This window comes from Pseudomonas sp. m6p, from assembly GCF_055760375.1.
Genome location: NZ_CM147084.1, coordinates 4,660,840 through 4,673,218, shown reverse-complemented (window position 1 = coordinate 4,673,218; position 12,379 = coordinate 4,660,840). Strand labels below are relative to the sequence as shown.

At 61.2% G+C, this 12,379-nt stretch carries 14 protein-coding genes; 6 read left to right on the top strand and 8 right to left on the bottom strand.

The genetic code is table 11. The annotated features are described in order from the left end of the window. Positions 1-127 precede the first annotated feature (127 nt). From hemA to ACYZUM_RS21195, 6 genes are all read left to right on the top strand, one after another. Positions 128-1,414: a glutamyl-tRNA reductase gene (gene hemA / locus ACYZUM_RS21220; RefSeq protein ID WP_142579988.1), complete on the top strand. Its 1,287-nt coding sequence runs from the start codon at positions 128-130 to the stop codon at positions 1,412-1,414. After that, positions 1,411-2,493, top strand: coding sequence for a peptide chain release factor 1 (gene prfA, locus ACYZUM_RS21215; protein ID WP_027612234.1), 1,083 nt, complete (start codon positions 1,411-1,413; stop codon positions 2,491-2,493). Before hemA ends, prfA begins: the two co-directional genes overlap by 4 nt. After that, a complete protein-coding gene (gene prmC / locus ACYZUM_RS21210; protein ID WP_041072468.1) occupies positions 2,494-3,324 on the top strand; it encodes a peptide chain release factor N(5)-glutamine methyltransferase in 831 nt (276 codons plus the stop codon). It abuts the gene before it with no gap. After that, entirely contained in the window at positions 3,318-4,073 is a 756-nt protein-coding gene (locus ACYZUM_RS21205) for a molybdopterin-synthase adenylyltransferase MoeB (RefSeq protein WP_086791597.1), read from the top strand. Before prmC ends, ACYZUM_RS21205 begins: the two co-directional genes overlap by 7 nt. Beyond that, positions 4,066-4,857, top strand: coding sequence for a glutamate racemase (gene murI, locus ACYZUM_RS21200; RefSeq protein WP_108183777.1), 792 nt, complete (start codon positions 4,066-4,068; stop codon positions 4,855-4,857). The genes ACYZUM_RS21205 and murI overlap by 8 nt, the downstream gene beginning before the upstream one ends. A 112-nt stretch (positions 4,858-4,969) precedes the next feature. Beyond that, positions 4,970-5,488 carry an acyloxyacyl hydrolase gene (locus ACYZUM_RS21195; RefSeq protein ID WP_047296500.1) on the top strand — a complete coding sequence of 173 codons (519 nt, stop codon included), beginning with the start codon at positions 4,970-4,972 and terminating at the stop codon, positions 5,486-5,488. Positions 5,489-5,581: 93 nt separating this feature from the next. Here ACYZUM_RS21195 and ACYZUM_RS21190 read toward each other — a convergent pair whose 3' ends face one another. The 8 genes from ACYZUM_RS21190 to phrB are packed head-to-tail and all read right to left on the bottom strand — an operon-like array spanning position 5,582 to position 12,372. Beyond that, entirely contained in the window at positions 5,582-5,887 is a 306-nt protein-coding gene (locus ACYZUM_RS21190; RefSeq protein WP_041072462.1) for a YkgJ family cysteine cluster protein, read from the bottom strand. Positions 5,888-5,940: 53 nt separating this feature from the next. Further along, on the bottom strand, positions 5,941-6,432 hold the full coding sequence (locus ACYZUM_RS21185) for a DUF2878 domain-containing protein (RefSeq protein ID WP_086791601.1): 492 nt from the start codon (positions 6,430-6,432) through the stop codon (positions 5,941-5,943). Then, complete coding sequence (locus ACYZUM_RS21180) at positions 6,425-7,690, bottom strand: SAM-dependent methyltransferase (RefSeq protein WP_047296494.1); 1,266 nt, start codon at positions 7,688-7,690, stop codon at positions 6,425-6,427. The genes ACYZUM_RS21185 and ACYZUM_RS21180 overlap by 8 nt, the downstream gene beginning before the upstream one ends. Continuing rightward, positions 7,677-8,492 carry a DUF1365 domain-containing protein gene (locus tag ACYZUM_RS21175; RefSeq protein ID WP_108183776.1) on the bottom strand — a complete coding sequence of 272 codons (816 nt, stop codon included), beginning with the start codon at positions 8,490-8,492 and terminating at the stop codon, positions 7,677-7,679. Before ACYZUM_RS21175 ends, ACYZUM_RS21180 begins: the two co-directional genes overlap by 14 nt. Continuing rightward, on the bottom strand, positions 8,489-9,736 hold the full coding sequence (locus ACYZUM_RS21170; RefSeq protein WP_108183775.1) for an NAD(P)/FAD-dependent oxidoreductase: 1,248 nt from the start codon (positions 9,734-9,736) through the stop codon (positions 8,489-8,491). The genes ACYZUM_RS21175 and ACYZUM_RS21170 overlap by 4 nt, the downstream gene beginning before the upstream one ends. Further along, positions 9,733-10,515, bottom strand: coding sequence for an SDR family NAD(P)-dependent oxidoreductase (locus ACYZUM_RS21165; protein WP_108183774.1), 783 nt, complete (start codon positions 10,513-10,515; stop codon positions 9,733-9,735). Before ACYZUM_RS21165 ends, ACYZUM_RS21170 begins: the two co-directional genes overlap by 4 nt. After that, on the bottom strand, positions 10,512-10,934 hold the full coding sequence (locus ACYZUM_RS21160) for a nuclear transport factor 2 family protein (RefSeq protein WP_108183773.1): 423 nt from the start codon (positions 10,932-10,934) through the stop codon (positions 10,512-10,514). The genes ACYZUM_RS21165 and ACYZUM_RS21160 overlap by 4 nt, the downstream gene beginning before the upstream one ends. Then, the gene (phrB, locus tag ACYZUM_RS21155) at positions 10,927-12,372 is read right to left on the bottom strand and encodes a deoxyribodipyrimidine photo-lyase (RefSeq protein WP_473061182.1); all 1,446 of its coding nucleotides are present in this window, start codon (positions 12,370-12,372) and stop codon (positions 10,927-10,929) included. Before phrB ends, ACYZUM_RS21160 begins: the two co-directional genes overlap by 8 nt. Positions 12,373-12,379 lie beyond the last annotated feature (7 nt).

The following is a 12,379-nucleotide window of genomic DNA, read 5'->3' as shown; positions in this document are numbered from 1 at the left end:
AAACATAACCGAGTCTCGAATGTGGCCTTTATAGTGGCCGACAATTGGGACAATAGTCAGCGGTAGTTGTTCTGAATCTGACGAAGTAGGACAATTGCCGGCTTCACGTCACCATCAGCGACCTTGAATGGCCTTCCTTGCACTCGGTATTAACCACAAGACTGCTTCAGTAGACGTCCGCGAGCGCGTGGCCTTTACCCCTGAGCAGCTGGTGGAGGCCTTGCAGCAGCTCTGCCGACTCACCGACAGCCGCGAAGCTGCGATCCTCTCCACCTGCAATCGCAGTGAGCTTTATATAGAACAGGATCAGATTTCCGCTGATCTGGTTCTGCGCTGGCTGGCCGATTATCACCATTTAAGCCTCGATGAGCTGCGCGCGAGTGCTTATGTGCATGAAGATGATGCGGCAGTTCGTCACATGATGCGCGTCGCCTCCGGGCTCGACTCGCTGGTGCTGGGCGAACCGCAGATCCTCGGCCAGATGAAATCGGCCTACGCCGTGGCACGTGAGGCGGGCACCATCGGCCCGCTGCTGGGGCGACTGTTTCAAGCGACGTTCAACGCCGCCAAGCAAGTGCGTACCGACACCGCCATCGGTGAAAACCCGGTGTCCGTGGCGTTTGCCGCCGTCAGCCTGGCCAAACAGATTTTCAGTGACTTGCAGCGCAGCCAGGCTCTGTTGATCGGCGCCGGCGAGACCATCACGCTGGTCGCCCGCCATTTGCACGAGCTGGGGGTCAAGCGCATCGTGGTCGCCAACCGTACGCTGGAACGTGCCAGCCTGCTGGCCGAGCAGTTCGGCGCGCATGCGGTGCTGCTATCGGACATTCCGGCAGAACTGGTGCGCAGCGATATCGTGATCAGTTCGACCGCCAGCCAGTTGCCGATCCTCGGTAAAGGCGCCGTCGAAAGCGCGCTGAAGCAGCGCAAGCACAAGCCGATCTTCATGGTCGACATCGCCGTACCCCGCGACATCGAGCCGGAAGTCGGCGAACTCGACGACGTTTACCTGTACAGCGTCGACGATCTGCACGAAGTGGTTGCCGAGAACCTCAAGAGTCGGCAGGGCGCAGCCCAGGCGGCGGAAGAGATGGTCTCGGTCGGCGCCGACGATTTCATGGTGCGCCTGCGCGAGCTGGCGGCCGTCGATGTGCTCAAGGCCTATCGGCAACAGAGTGAACGTCTGCGCGACGAGGAGCTGCAAAAAGCCCTGCGCCTGCTGGCCAACGGCGGCAACGCCGAAGACGTGCTCGGGCAACTGGCCCGTGGCCTGACCAATAAACTGCTGCATGCGCCCAGCGTGCAGTTGAAAAAGCTTTCTGCCGAAGGCCGCTTCGATGCGCTGGCCATGGCCCAGGAACTCTTCGCCCTCGAGGGCTCACCGGATAGTTTTTCGGATAAAAAACCGCAATGAAAGCGTCACTGCTCAACAAGCTGGACACCCTCCAGGACCGTTTCGAGGAACTGACCGCGCTGCTCGGCGACGGCGAAGTCATTGCCGACCAGGCCAAATTCCGCGCTTATTCCAAGGAATACGCCGAACTCGAGCCGGTGGTACAAGGCTATAAAAAGCTGCTCGGCGTACAAAGTGATCTTGAAGGCGCCCAGGCGCTGCTCAAGGACAGCGACCCGGACATGCGTGAAATGGCCGTGGAAGAAGTCCGCGAAGCCAAGGAATTGCTGATCAGACTGGAAGATGATCTGCAGCGCATGTTGCTGCCCAAGGATCCCAATGACGGGCGTAACGTCTTTCTCGAAATCCGCGCCGGTACCGGTGGCGACGAAGCGGCGATCTTCTCCGGCGATCTGTTTCGCATGTACTCGCGTTACGCCGAACGGCGTGGCTGGCGCGTGGAGATCCTTTCGGAAAACGAAGGCGAGCATGGTGGCTATAAAGAAGTCATCGCCCGCATTGAAGGCGACAACGTTTACGGCAAGCTGAAATTCGAGTCCGGCGCGCACCGCGTACAGCGTGTACCCGCCACCGAATCCCAGGGCCGTATCCACACCTCGGCCTGCACCGTGGCGGTGTTGCCCGAGCCGGACGAGCGGGAAGCCATCGAGATCAACCCGGCGGATCTGCGTGTCGACACTTACCGCTCCTCCGGGGCCGGTGGTCAGCACGTCAACACCACCGACTCGGCGATCCGCATCACGCACATACCGACCGGCACCGTCGTCGAGTGCCAGGAAGAACGTTCCCAGCACAAGAACCGCGCGCGGGCGATGGCCTGGCTGTCGGCCAAGCTCAACGACCAGCAGACCGCCGCAGCGGCCAATGCGATTGCCAGCGAGCGTAAGCTGCTGGTCGGTTCCGGCGACCGTTCCGAGCGTATTCGTACTTACAACTTTGCTCAGGGCCGGGTCACCGACCATCGCGTCAACCTGACCCTGTACTCCCTGGATGAAATCCTCGCCGGTGGCGTTGAAGCGGTGATCGAGCCTTTGCTGGCCGAATACCAGGCCGACCAGCTTGCAGCGATAGGTGAATAAATGACCATCATTGCCAGTCTGCTGCGTGCCGCCGAACTGCCGGATTCGCCAACGGCGCGCCTGGATGCCGAATTGCTCCTGGCAGCGGCACTGGGCAAATCGCGAAGCTTCCTGCACACCTGGCCTGAGCGCATCGTACCCAGCGAAGCGGTGCTGATTTTTACCGAGTACCTGCAACGGCGTCGAAGTGGCGAGCCGGTGGCCTACATCCTCGGTCAGCAGGGTTTCTGGAAACTCGATCTGGAAGTCGCGCCGCACACGCTGATTCCGCGCCCGGACACCGAATTGCTGGTCGAAGCCGCGCTGGAGCTGCTGGCGGCAACGCCGGCGAAAGTGCTTGATCTGGGCACCGGCAGCGGCGCGATTGCCTTGGCCCTGGCCAGCGAACGCCCGGCGTGGCAAGTCACGGCGGTGGATCGCGTGCTGGAAGCCGTGGCCCTGGCCGAACGCAACCGCCAGCGCCTGAGCCTGAACAACGCCACGGTGCTGAGCAGCCATTGGTTCAGCGCCCTCCAAGGCCAGCGCTTCGATCTGATCATCAGCAACCCGCCCTACATCGCCGCTGCCGACCCGCATCTGGTCGAGGGTGACGTGCGCTTCGAACCGGCCAGTGCGCTGGTGGCCGGTGTCGACGGGCTCGACGATCTGCGCCTGATCGTCGCCCAGGCCCCGGATCATCTGGAAGCCGGCGGCTGGCTGATGCTCGAACACGGCTATGATCAAGCCGAGGCCGTGCGTGATCTGCTGCTCACTCGCGGTTTTGAACAAGTCCACAGCCGCACCGATCTGGGCGGCCATCAACGGATCAGCCTGGGGCGCCTGCCGTGCTGAATGATCAGGAATTGCTGCGCTACAGCCGGCAGATTCTGCTGCAACACATCGACATCGATGGGCAACTGAAGCTCAAAGACAGCCGCGTGCTGATCGTCGGCCTCGGCGGTCTCGGTGCGCCGGTCGCGCTGTATCTGGCAGCGGCCGGTGTCGGTGAGTTGCATCTGGCGGATTTCGACACGGTCGACCTGACCAACCTGCAGCGCCAGATCATTCATGACACCGACAGCGTCGGCATGAGCAAGGTCGACTCGGCGCTCAAGCGCCTCGGCGCGATCAACCCCGAGATTCAACTGGTGCCGCACCGTCAGGCGCTGGACGAGGACTCCCTTGCCGCTGCCGTGTCGGCGGTGGATCTGGTGCTCGACTGTTCCGACAATTTCTCCACCCGCGAAGCGGTCAACGCCGCGTGCGTGGCCGCGCGCAAGCCGCTGGTCAGCGGCGCGGCGATTCGTCTGGAAGGGCAGTTGGCGGTGTTCGACCCGCGTCGCCCGGAAAGTCCGTGCTACCACTGCCTGTACGGGCATGGCAGCGAAGCCGAACTGACGTGCAGCGAGGCCGGTGTGGTCGGGCCACTGGTGGGCCTGGTCGGCAGTCTTCAGGCGCTCGAAGCCTTGAAAGTGCTGGTCGGTTTCGGCGAACCACTGGTAGGCCGCTTGCTGCTGATCGATGCCTTGGGTTCGCGCTTTCGTGAGCTGCGGGTCAAGCGCGATCCGGGCTGCAGCGTCTGCGGATCGCACGATGCGTGAGGCGCCGATCGCGGTGTTCGATTCCGGTGTCGGCGGCTTGTCGGTACTGGCTGAAATCCAGCGGTTGCTGCCCCATGAATCACTGCTGTATTTCGCCGATTGCGGGCATATTCCCTACGGCGAGAAATCCCCTGAGTTCATCCGCCAGCGCTGCAAGGTGATGGCCGGTTTTTTCCGCGAGCAGGGCGCCAAGGCCCTGGTGATCGCCTGCAACACCGCGACGGTGGCCGCTGTTGCCGATCTGCGCCGGGATTTCCCCGAGTGGCCGATTGTCGGCATGGAGCCTGCGGTCAAACCTGCTGCTGCCGCGACCCGTAGCGGTGTGGTTGGCGTACTTGCCACCACCGGCACGTTGCAGAGCGCCAAGTTCGCCGCGTTGCTCGATCGTTTCGCCACCGACGTGCGCGTCATCACCCAGCCGTGTCCCGGTCTGGTCGAGCTGATTGAAAGCGGCGATCTGCACAGCGCCGAGCTGCGCGCATTGCTCCAGCACTATGTCGAGCCGTTGCTGGCCAACGGTTGCGACACGATCATTCTCGGCTGCACCCACTATCCGTTTCTCAAACCGATGCTCAAGTCGATGCTCCCCGAAAGCATCAGCCTGATCGACACCGGTGCCGCCGTCGCCCGCCAGTTGCAGCGGCTGCTGGCCGAGCGCGGGTTGCTCGCCAACGGACCGAACCAACCAGTCAGATTCTGGACCAGCGCCGATCCGGCGTCCTTTCGCAAAATCCTGCCCCTGTTGGGCCAAGCAGCCGGCGACGTCGAAAAATTCACCTTGTAAAAAAAATGTGAAATATCTAAAAAGTCAGCTGAACTTCTGCTCAAGCGCTGATTTCTATACCGCTGGGTTTACTAAAAAACCAAACGATCGTTCCGGAAAAGGAAGTTTCAAAGTGAAGCGACTATTCTGCTTGGCCGCGATTGCGGCTGCACTGATGGGGCAAAGTATTACCGCACAAGCGGCAGGCGTTGAGTTTGCAGTGGGTGCGACCAGCGATTCGACAATGACGTATCGCCTGGGCATGAATTTCGATTGGGACAAGAGCTGGCTGCAAAGTGACGTCGGTCGCCTGACCGGTTACTGGAGCGGTGCCTACACGTATTGGGAGGGTGACAAGACTTCCAGCAACAACAGCCTGTCGTTCTCGCCGGTGTTCGTTTACGAGTTTGCCGGTCAGTCGGTCAAGCCGTATGTTGAGGCGGGCATTGGTGTCGCAGCGTTCTCCAACACCAAATATGAAAGCAACAACATCGGCGGCTCTTTGCAGTTCGAAGACCGCATCGGTTTTGGCCTGCGCTTCAATGGCGGGCATGAAGTCGGGATCCGTGCGACGCACTATTCCAACGCCGGCCTGGCCAGCAGCAACGACGGTGTAGAAAGTTACGCGCTGCATTACACGATGCCGCTGTAAGCAAGATCAAAAGATCGCAGCCTGCGGCAGCTCCTACAGGAAAACCCAATCCCCTGTAGGAGCTGCCGCAGGCTGCGATCTTTTTGCATCTAATCAACGGTAGGCCGTGGCAATGCCTTTGCGTTCTTCAATGCACTCCGGTGCACCCATCTCGAACTCGCGACAGATCAGCGGACGTCTTTCGTAAATCGTGCACATCATGCTGTCGCGATCCAGCGCCGCGCACCAACCGTCGTCCAGACGCAGCATGACTTCACCGCCCCACTCATCGGTATCGATAAAGCGCTCAGGCACGCCGGTGTCGGTGATCAGCATCACTTCAAGCTGGCAGCAGCACGCTGCGCAGGTCGAACAGGTGACCGCTGGCTCGGTGATTTGCTGGTGGGGAATGGTTTTCATGCCGGGCAGTGTAAGGCAGCCGCCGGGTATCGTGTGAAAGGTCTGACAGACGCTCAGTGGCTCAAGCGCCGCGCCATGGCATGCAACAACGGAAACAGCAGGGCCCACAGCAGGCCGATGCCGATCAGGGTCGGCACTTCACCGTAGGGGAATCGCACGCCGGCCAGATGTCCGCCGCCGTAATAGGATACGGCGCCGCCCACTGCACCGAGTGCGCTGGCCAGCCACCAGGGACGGGCGCTCCATTGCAGGCAATGACGCAACGTGGTGGCGAGCAAGGCCCAGAGCAGCATCAGCCACAGCGGAATCAGCGGCGACAGATCCTGGAATTCGAACACCCCGGCAGCCCGCAACAGGCTGTCTACCGCCGTGCCGACAATCACCACGCTGAGGATCAGGCGACCTTCCGCCGCCCAACTGCTGATCCAGCCCAGGTGAATCACCAGCACCGCCAGCGCCAGCAGCAGCCACAGACTGTTGCCGCCGATGACACAGGCCAGCCAGCCGACCTGAAACAGCACAGCATTGGCCACTCGCTCAAGCATCGAAGCGCCCGAGCAACGGCGCCGGCATGGCCGCCGGTTTCGCCAGCAGCAATTGCGCCGTGCCGATGGTGCGCTCCAGAAACCCGCCTTCGCAGTAGCACAAGTAAAACTCCCACAGCCGCAGGAAGTAATCGTCGTAACCCAATTCGCTCAAACGGCCATGGGCGCGGCGGAAGTTTTCGTGCCACAGGCGCAGGGTACGGGCGTAGTGCAGGCCGAAGTCTTCCATGTGCAACAGGTTCATGTCGGTCTCGCGGCTGACCACTTCAAGCATCTTTTGCACGCAGGGCAGGGCGCCGCCGGGGAAGATGTAGCGCTGGATGAAGTCGACGCCGCGCTTGGCCTGTTCGTAGCGCTGCTCGCGGATAGTGATTGCCTGCAACAGCATCAGGCCGTTGCTCTTGAGCAAGTGCGCGCATTGTTTGAAGTAGGTCGGCAGGAAGCGATGGCCGACCGCTTCGATCATTTCGATCGACACCAGTTTGTCGTACTCGCCGGTGAGGTCGCGGTAATCCTTGAGCAGCAGCGTCACCCGATCCTGCAACCCCAGGGCTTCAATGCGCTTGGCGGTAAACGCGTACTGCTCTTTCGACAGGGTCGTGGTGGTGACGCGGCAACCGTAATGCTGCGCAGCATAGAGCGCCATGCTGCCCCAGCCGGTGCCGATCTCCAGCAGGTGGTCTTCGGGTTGGAGCGCGAGCTTCTGGCAGATCCGTTCCAGCTTGTTCAGTTGAGCCTGTTCCAGGCTGTCCTCGGGCGTGAGGAACTGTGCGGCTGAATACATCATGGTCGGGTCGAGAAACTGTTCGAACAGATCGTTGCCCAGGTCATAGTGCGCGGCGATGTTTTTCTGCGAGCCCTTGCGCGTGTTGCGGTTGAGCCAGTGCAGGCCTTGCACCAGTGGCCGGCTGAGGCGAGCCAGGCCGCGTTCCATGGCGTCGAGTACGTCGAGGTTGCTGACGAACACGCGCACCACCGCGGTCAGGTCCGGCGAACTCCAGTAACCGTGGATAAACGCTTCGCCGGCACCGATCGAGCCGTTGCCGGCGACCATGCCCCACACCGCCGCGTCTTGCACATGGATTTCACCGAGCAGGTGGCTGCCCGGCGTACCGAACATCAGGCGTTCGCCGTCCTCGACCACCAACAACTGCCCGTGTTTGAGTCGGCTCAGTTGCCGCAATACGCCGCGCCGCAGCAGCGAGCCGGTCAAGCCGTTGGTGCTGAAGCGACTGACAGTCAGGCTAGAGGATTTCATGGCGGTGCTCCTTGGGAGGCACAGTGGCGATTTGGAAGCTGCCGTCGGCAGCCTGATGAGCAAAAATCGGCGCGCGTTTGAGCAACAGGCGCAGGGCTTGCCAATAAATGGCCAGACAGGTTTTCGCGGTCATCCACGGAAAACGCCGCAAGTAGCGGTGCAGGCTGCGGCGATCAAGGGGCTCGCGCTGCAAGTTCAGCGTGGCGTCGAACAGCTTGAGGTCGCCCTGCCAGTCGGCCATGTGCACGCCGAGGTTTTGCGCGGCCGGGCTGAAACTCATGCGGTACTCCAGATCGCGCGGCAGGAACGGCGAAACATGAAAGGCCTTGGCCACGGCGAAATGCTGATGAAAGTCTTGCAAGTGGGTCGGCGTGCGGGCGGGCAAAACGTAGTGATAACGTTCGCGCCACGGCGTGTTGGTCACTTCGCAAAGAATCGCCGCCAGTTGCCCGTCGGCTTCGTGACAATAAAAGAAACTCACCGGATTGAACGCCAGACCCCAACTGCGCGGCTGGGTCAGCAGGCAGACCGAACCTTGCGGCTGGTAGCCAAGGGCGGTTGCGACCTGCTGGCGCACCGCGTCGATCAGGCGCATGCCGCTGCCGGTAAAGGTTTTCAGGTAATCGGTTTCGCGAAATGAAAACGGCGCAAAACGGCTGCGGCTGGCAAACGGCGACAGTTCGAACACGGCGTCCTGTTCGGCCAGATCGAGGTACAGCAGACCGATCCGGTAGCGGAATTCGTGGCGTCTGGGTGCAAAGCGTCGATGACCGATCCAGCCGCTGTACAGGGCGCTGTTCATAAGCTTTCCCCGAACGCGGCGGCCACGCGTAATGCGCTGACCACGCCGTCCTCATGAAAACCGTTGGCCCAGTAAGCGCCGCAGTAGTGGGTGTGCTGCTGACCGTCGATTTCGGCCCAGCGGTTCTGCGCCGCGACCGCCGCGAGGCTGAATTGCGGGTGGGCGTAAGTGTATTTGGCCAGCACTTTGAACGGGCTGATGCCGGCGCTCTGATTGAGGCTGACGCAGAACGTGGTTTCGCTGTGAATACCCTGCAGGATGTTCATGTCGTAAGTGACGGCCGCGTGTGTATGGCCGGCGCCGCTCAAGCGATAGTTCCAGCTGGCCCACGCGAGTTTGCGCGAGGGCAGCAAGCGGGTATCGGTATGCAGCACGACTTCGTTATCGGCATAGGGCAGGGCGCCGAGGATCGAGCGTTCATCAAGGCTGGGAGAGGCCAGCAGTTGCAGGGCCTGATCGCTGTGGCAGGCGAGCACGACCTTGTCGAAACGCTCGATGCCGGCCGGGCTGTGGATAACCACGCCGTGCTCGTCGCGGTCGATACGGGTCACTGGGCAACTGAGGCGGATCTTGTCCTTGAATGCAGCCGTCAGCGGCGCGATATAGGCACTTGAACCGCCCTCGATCACTTGCCATTGCGGGCGATCACTGACTGACAACAGGCCATGGTTCTTGAAGAAGCGCACGAAGAATTGCAGCGGAAAATTGAGCATCTCGGCCATCGGCATCGACCAGATCGCCGAGCCCATCGGCACGATGTAGTGCAGGATGAAACGTTCACCATAACCGCCAGCCTTGAGGTAATCGTCGAGGGTGGTGTCGGCGGCGATCCGCTGTTCGGCGAGGTCGCGCTGGGCTTCTTTATTGAAACGCAGGATGTCGCGCAACATCCCCCAGAACCCCGGTGACAGCAGGTTGCTGCGCTGGGCGAAGAGGCTGTTGAGGTTGTTGCCGTTGTATTCCAGACCGGAATCCGGGTCGGTCACCGAAAAGCTCATTTCGGTCGGTTTGAACGACACCCCGAGCTGGCCGAGCAAACGAATGAAATTCGGGTAGGTCCAGTCGTTGAACACGATGAAACCGGTGTCTACGTGGTATTCGCGGCCGTCGACGGTTACCTGCACGGTGTGCGTGTGGCCGCCCACCCAGTCGCTGGCCTCGAACACCGTGACGTCGTGTCGGCGATTGAGCAGGTAGGCGCAGGTCAGGCCGGCGATTCCGCTGCCGACAATGGCAATCTTCATATCGGGTCTCGCAGCGGTGGGTTGCTGCGCACCATGCGCTTGCCGATCGCCAGTTGCAGGCGCGCCGGCAGTTTCGACAGGGGCCACAGTGCCGCCATGAACAGTGCCGGAAAAGCGATTTCCAGAGGCCGGTTATCGAGATGGCTGAAGATATGCCGCGCGGCTTTATCCACAGGCCAGCTCAACGGCATCGGGAAGTCGTTCTTTGCGGTGAGTGGCGTTTCGACAAAGCCCGGGCTGATGATCGTGACGTCGATGCCCTCGACCGCCAGGTCGATACGCAGCGATTCAAACAGGTAACGCAGCCCGGCCTTCGATGCGCCATAGGCTTCGGCCCGGGGCAGCGGCAGGTAGGTGACCGAGCTGGCCATCCCGACCAGATGCGGCGCGGTGCCTTTGCGCAGCAACGGCAGGGCGGCTTCGATGCAGTAACTGCTGGCGAGCAGGTTGGTGCGCACTACGTGTTCGATGATCGAGGCATCGAACTGTCGGGCGTCCACGTATTCGCAGGTACCGGCATTGAGAATCACGCTGTCCAGTGAACCCCAGGCCTGTTCGATCTGCTGACCGATTTCGCGCACGGTCTGACTGTTGGTCAGATCGCCCGCCACCACCAGCACTTGCCCCGGATAGCGTTGCGACAGCACTTTGAGCGGTGCCACCTGACGCGAGCTGACCGCCAGATGCGCGCCACTTTTCAGAATCTCTTCGGCCAGCGCTGCGCCGATGCCGCTGCTGGCACCGGTCAGCCAATACCGCCGTGGAGGTGTACGACTCATCCCATTCTCCTTTTCAGCCAGGCGATCACCCGGCCCAATACGGGTAAATGTTCATACAGCATGGCCCCGGCATCGAAATAATCCCGGTGGCGATAAACCTTGTCGCGCCACAGCAGGTGTGAACACCCAGAGACGCGAATCAACTGACCACTGGCCAGGCGCGGGTGGCGGTAACTCATGACCCAGCGCAGGTAACCTTCACCGTCAGCGATCTGGTCGAAACCGTGAAAGTCGAAGCGCAATTCGCTGACGTTGGCGTAGAGCTCGCTGAAGTAGTTGCGCAGTTGCTTGAGCCCCTGCACTTCATGCAGCGGATCGGTGAAGTGAATGTCCTCGCTGTACAGGTCGCTCAGGCGTTGCAAGTTGTCCTTGTTCAACTCGGCGAACTGACGGGCGAAGCGGCGCAGGAATTCACTCATGGGCATCTTCCATGGACGAACGCGCCGGCAGGTTCTTGAAGGCCGCCAGCGCGCGTTCGCGCGAGGCCCCCAGATTGACGATCGGCGCCGGATAATCCGCCACGCCGAACAGTCCGCCGGCGCTGGCCGGGTTGTGTACTTCCTTCTTGTTCAGGCCAGCCAGTTCAGGCAGCCAGTGCTTGATGAACAGGCCTTCGCTGTCGAATTTTTCCGATTGGCTCAACGGATTGAAGATGCGGAAGTACGGCGCCGAATCGGTGCCGGTCGAGGAGCTCCATTGCCAGCCACCGTTGTTCGCCGCCAGATCGCCGTCGATCAGGTGGCGCATGAAAAAGCGCTCGCCTTCACGCCAGTCGATCAGCAGATTCTTGGTCAGGAACATCGCCACAATCATCCGCAAGCGGTTATGCATCCAGCCGGTTTCCAGCAGTTGGCGCATGGCCGCATCGATGATCGGCAAACCGGTGCGCGCTTCTTGCCACGCGGCCAGATCGTCCGGCGCATCACGCCAGGCCAGGGCCTCGGTTTCCAGGCGAAACGCGCGGTGACGCGACACCCGTGGATAACCCACCAGAATGTGCTTGTAGAACTCACGCCACAGCAGCTCGTTGATCCACGTCACCGCGCCGACCTTGCCGCTGTCGAACTCGCCCTGATTGTTTTGCAGGGCCGCATGCAGGCATTGGCGCGGCGAAATCACCCCGGCAGCCAAATAGGCTGAGAGTTGACTGGTGCCGGGTTTGGCCGGGAAGTCGCGTTCGCTCTGGTAGTAGTCGATTTGCGCGTCGGCGAAGGTGTCGAGACGCCGCCGGGCTTCCTGCTCACCAGCCGGCCACAAGGCGCGCAATGACTCGCTCGGTGCTGCAAAACCTTTGATTGAGGCCGGCACCGGATCGCTGTCGATATTCAGCTTCGCTTGCTTGCCGGGGGCTTTTACCAACGCTGGTACCGAGCGATGCAGGCGCTCATAGCAGACCTTGCGGAATTGGCTGAACACCTGAAAGTATGTTTCGGTTTTGGTCAGTACCGTGCCGGGTCTGAACAGCAGTTGGTCGAGGTAGCTGTGAAAAGTGATGCCTCTGGTTTTCAGGGCCGCAGCGACGGCGGCGTCGCGCTGGCTTTCGTGGACGCCGTATTCTTCATTGACGTGCACGGTTTCCACGTTCAGTTGCCGGCAAAGCTCAAGCAACACCGCCGGGGCCTGATCCCAATGGTCGGCAGTGCGCAGTAGCAACGGGATATTCAGCGCACCAAGGCTGGCACTCAATTCACGCAGGTTGCGCAACCAGAAGTCGATCTTGCACGCCGCGTCGTCATGTTCCAGCCATTGCTGCGGGCTCAACAGATACACGGCAACCGTCGGGCCGCGCGCAGCGGCAGCCGCGAGGGCGGTGTTGTCATGTTGGCGCAAGTCGCTGCGCAGCCAGATCAATTGCATCGCGGTT

What these genes read in the sequence shown, in the direction of transcription:
- ACYZUM_RS21165 (WP_108183774.1), bottom strand. Translation starts at nt 10,515, where the DNA reads ATGAGTCGTACACCTCCACGGCGGTATTGGCTGACCGGTGCCAGCAGC.
- prfA (WP_027612234.1), top strand. Translation starts at nt 1,411, where the DNA reads ATGAAAGCGTCACTGCTCAACAAGCTGGACACCCTCCAGGACCGTTTC.
- hemA (WP_142579988.1), top strand. Translation starts at nt 128, where the DNA reads ATGGCCTTCCTTGCACTCGGTATTAACCACAAGACTGCTTCAGTAGAC.
- ACYZUM_RS21190 (WP_041072462.1), bottom strand. Translation starts at nt 5,887, where the DNA reads ATGAAAACCATTCCCCACCAGCAAATCACCGAGCCAGCGGTCACCTGT.
- ACYZUM_RS21180 (WP_047296494.1), bottom strand. Translation starts at nt 7,690, where the DNA reads ATGAAATCCTCTAGCCTGACTGTCAGTCGCTTCAGCACCAACGGCTTG.
- ACYZUM_RS21170 (WP_108183775.1), bottom strand. Translation starts at nt 9,736, where the DNA reads ATGAAGATTGCCATTGTCGGCAGCGGAATCGCCGGCCTGACCTGCGCC.
- phrB (WP_473061182.1), bottom strand. Translation starts at nt 12,372, where the DNA reads ATGCAATTGATCTGGCTGCGCAGCGACTTGCGCCAACATGACAACACC.
- murI (WP_108183777.1), top strand. Translation starts at nt 4,066, where the DNA reads ATGCGTGAGGCGCCGATCGCGGTGTTCGATTCCGGTGTCGGCGGCTTG.
- ACYZUM_RS21185 (WP_086791601.1), bottom strand. Translation starts at nt 6,432, where the DNA reads ATGCTTGAGCGAGTGGCCAATGCTGTGCTGTTTCAGGTCGGCTGGCTG.
- ACYZUM_RS21175 (WP_108183776.1), bottom strand. Translation starts at nt 8,492, where the DNA reads ATGAACAGCGCCCTGTACAGCGGCTGGATCGGTCATCGACGCTTTGCA.
- prmC (WP_041072468.1), top strand. Translation starts at nt 2,494, where the DNA reads ATGACCATCATTGCCAGTCTGCTGCGTGCCGCCGAACTGCCGGATTCG.
- ACYZUM_RS21160 (WP_108183773.1), bottom strand. Translation starts at nt 10,934, where the DNA reads ATGAGTGAATTCCTGCGCCGCTTCGCCCGTCAGTTCGCCGAGTTGAAC.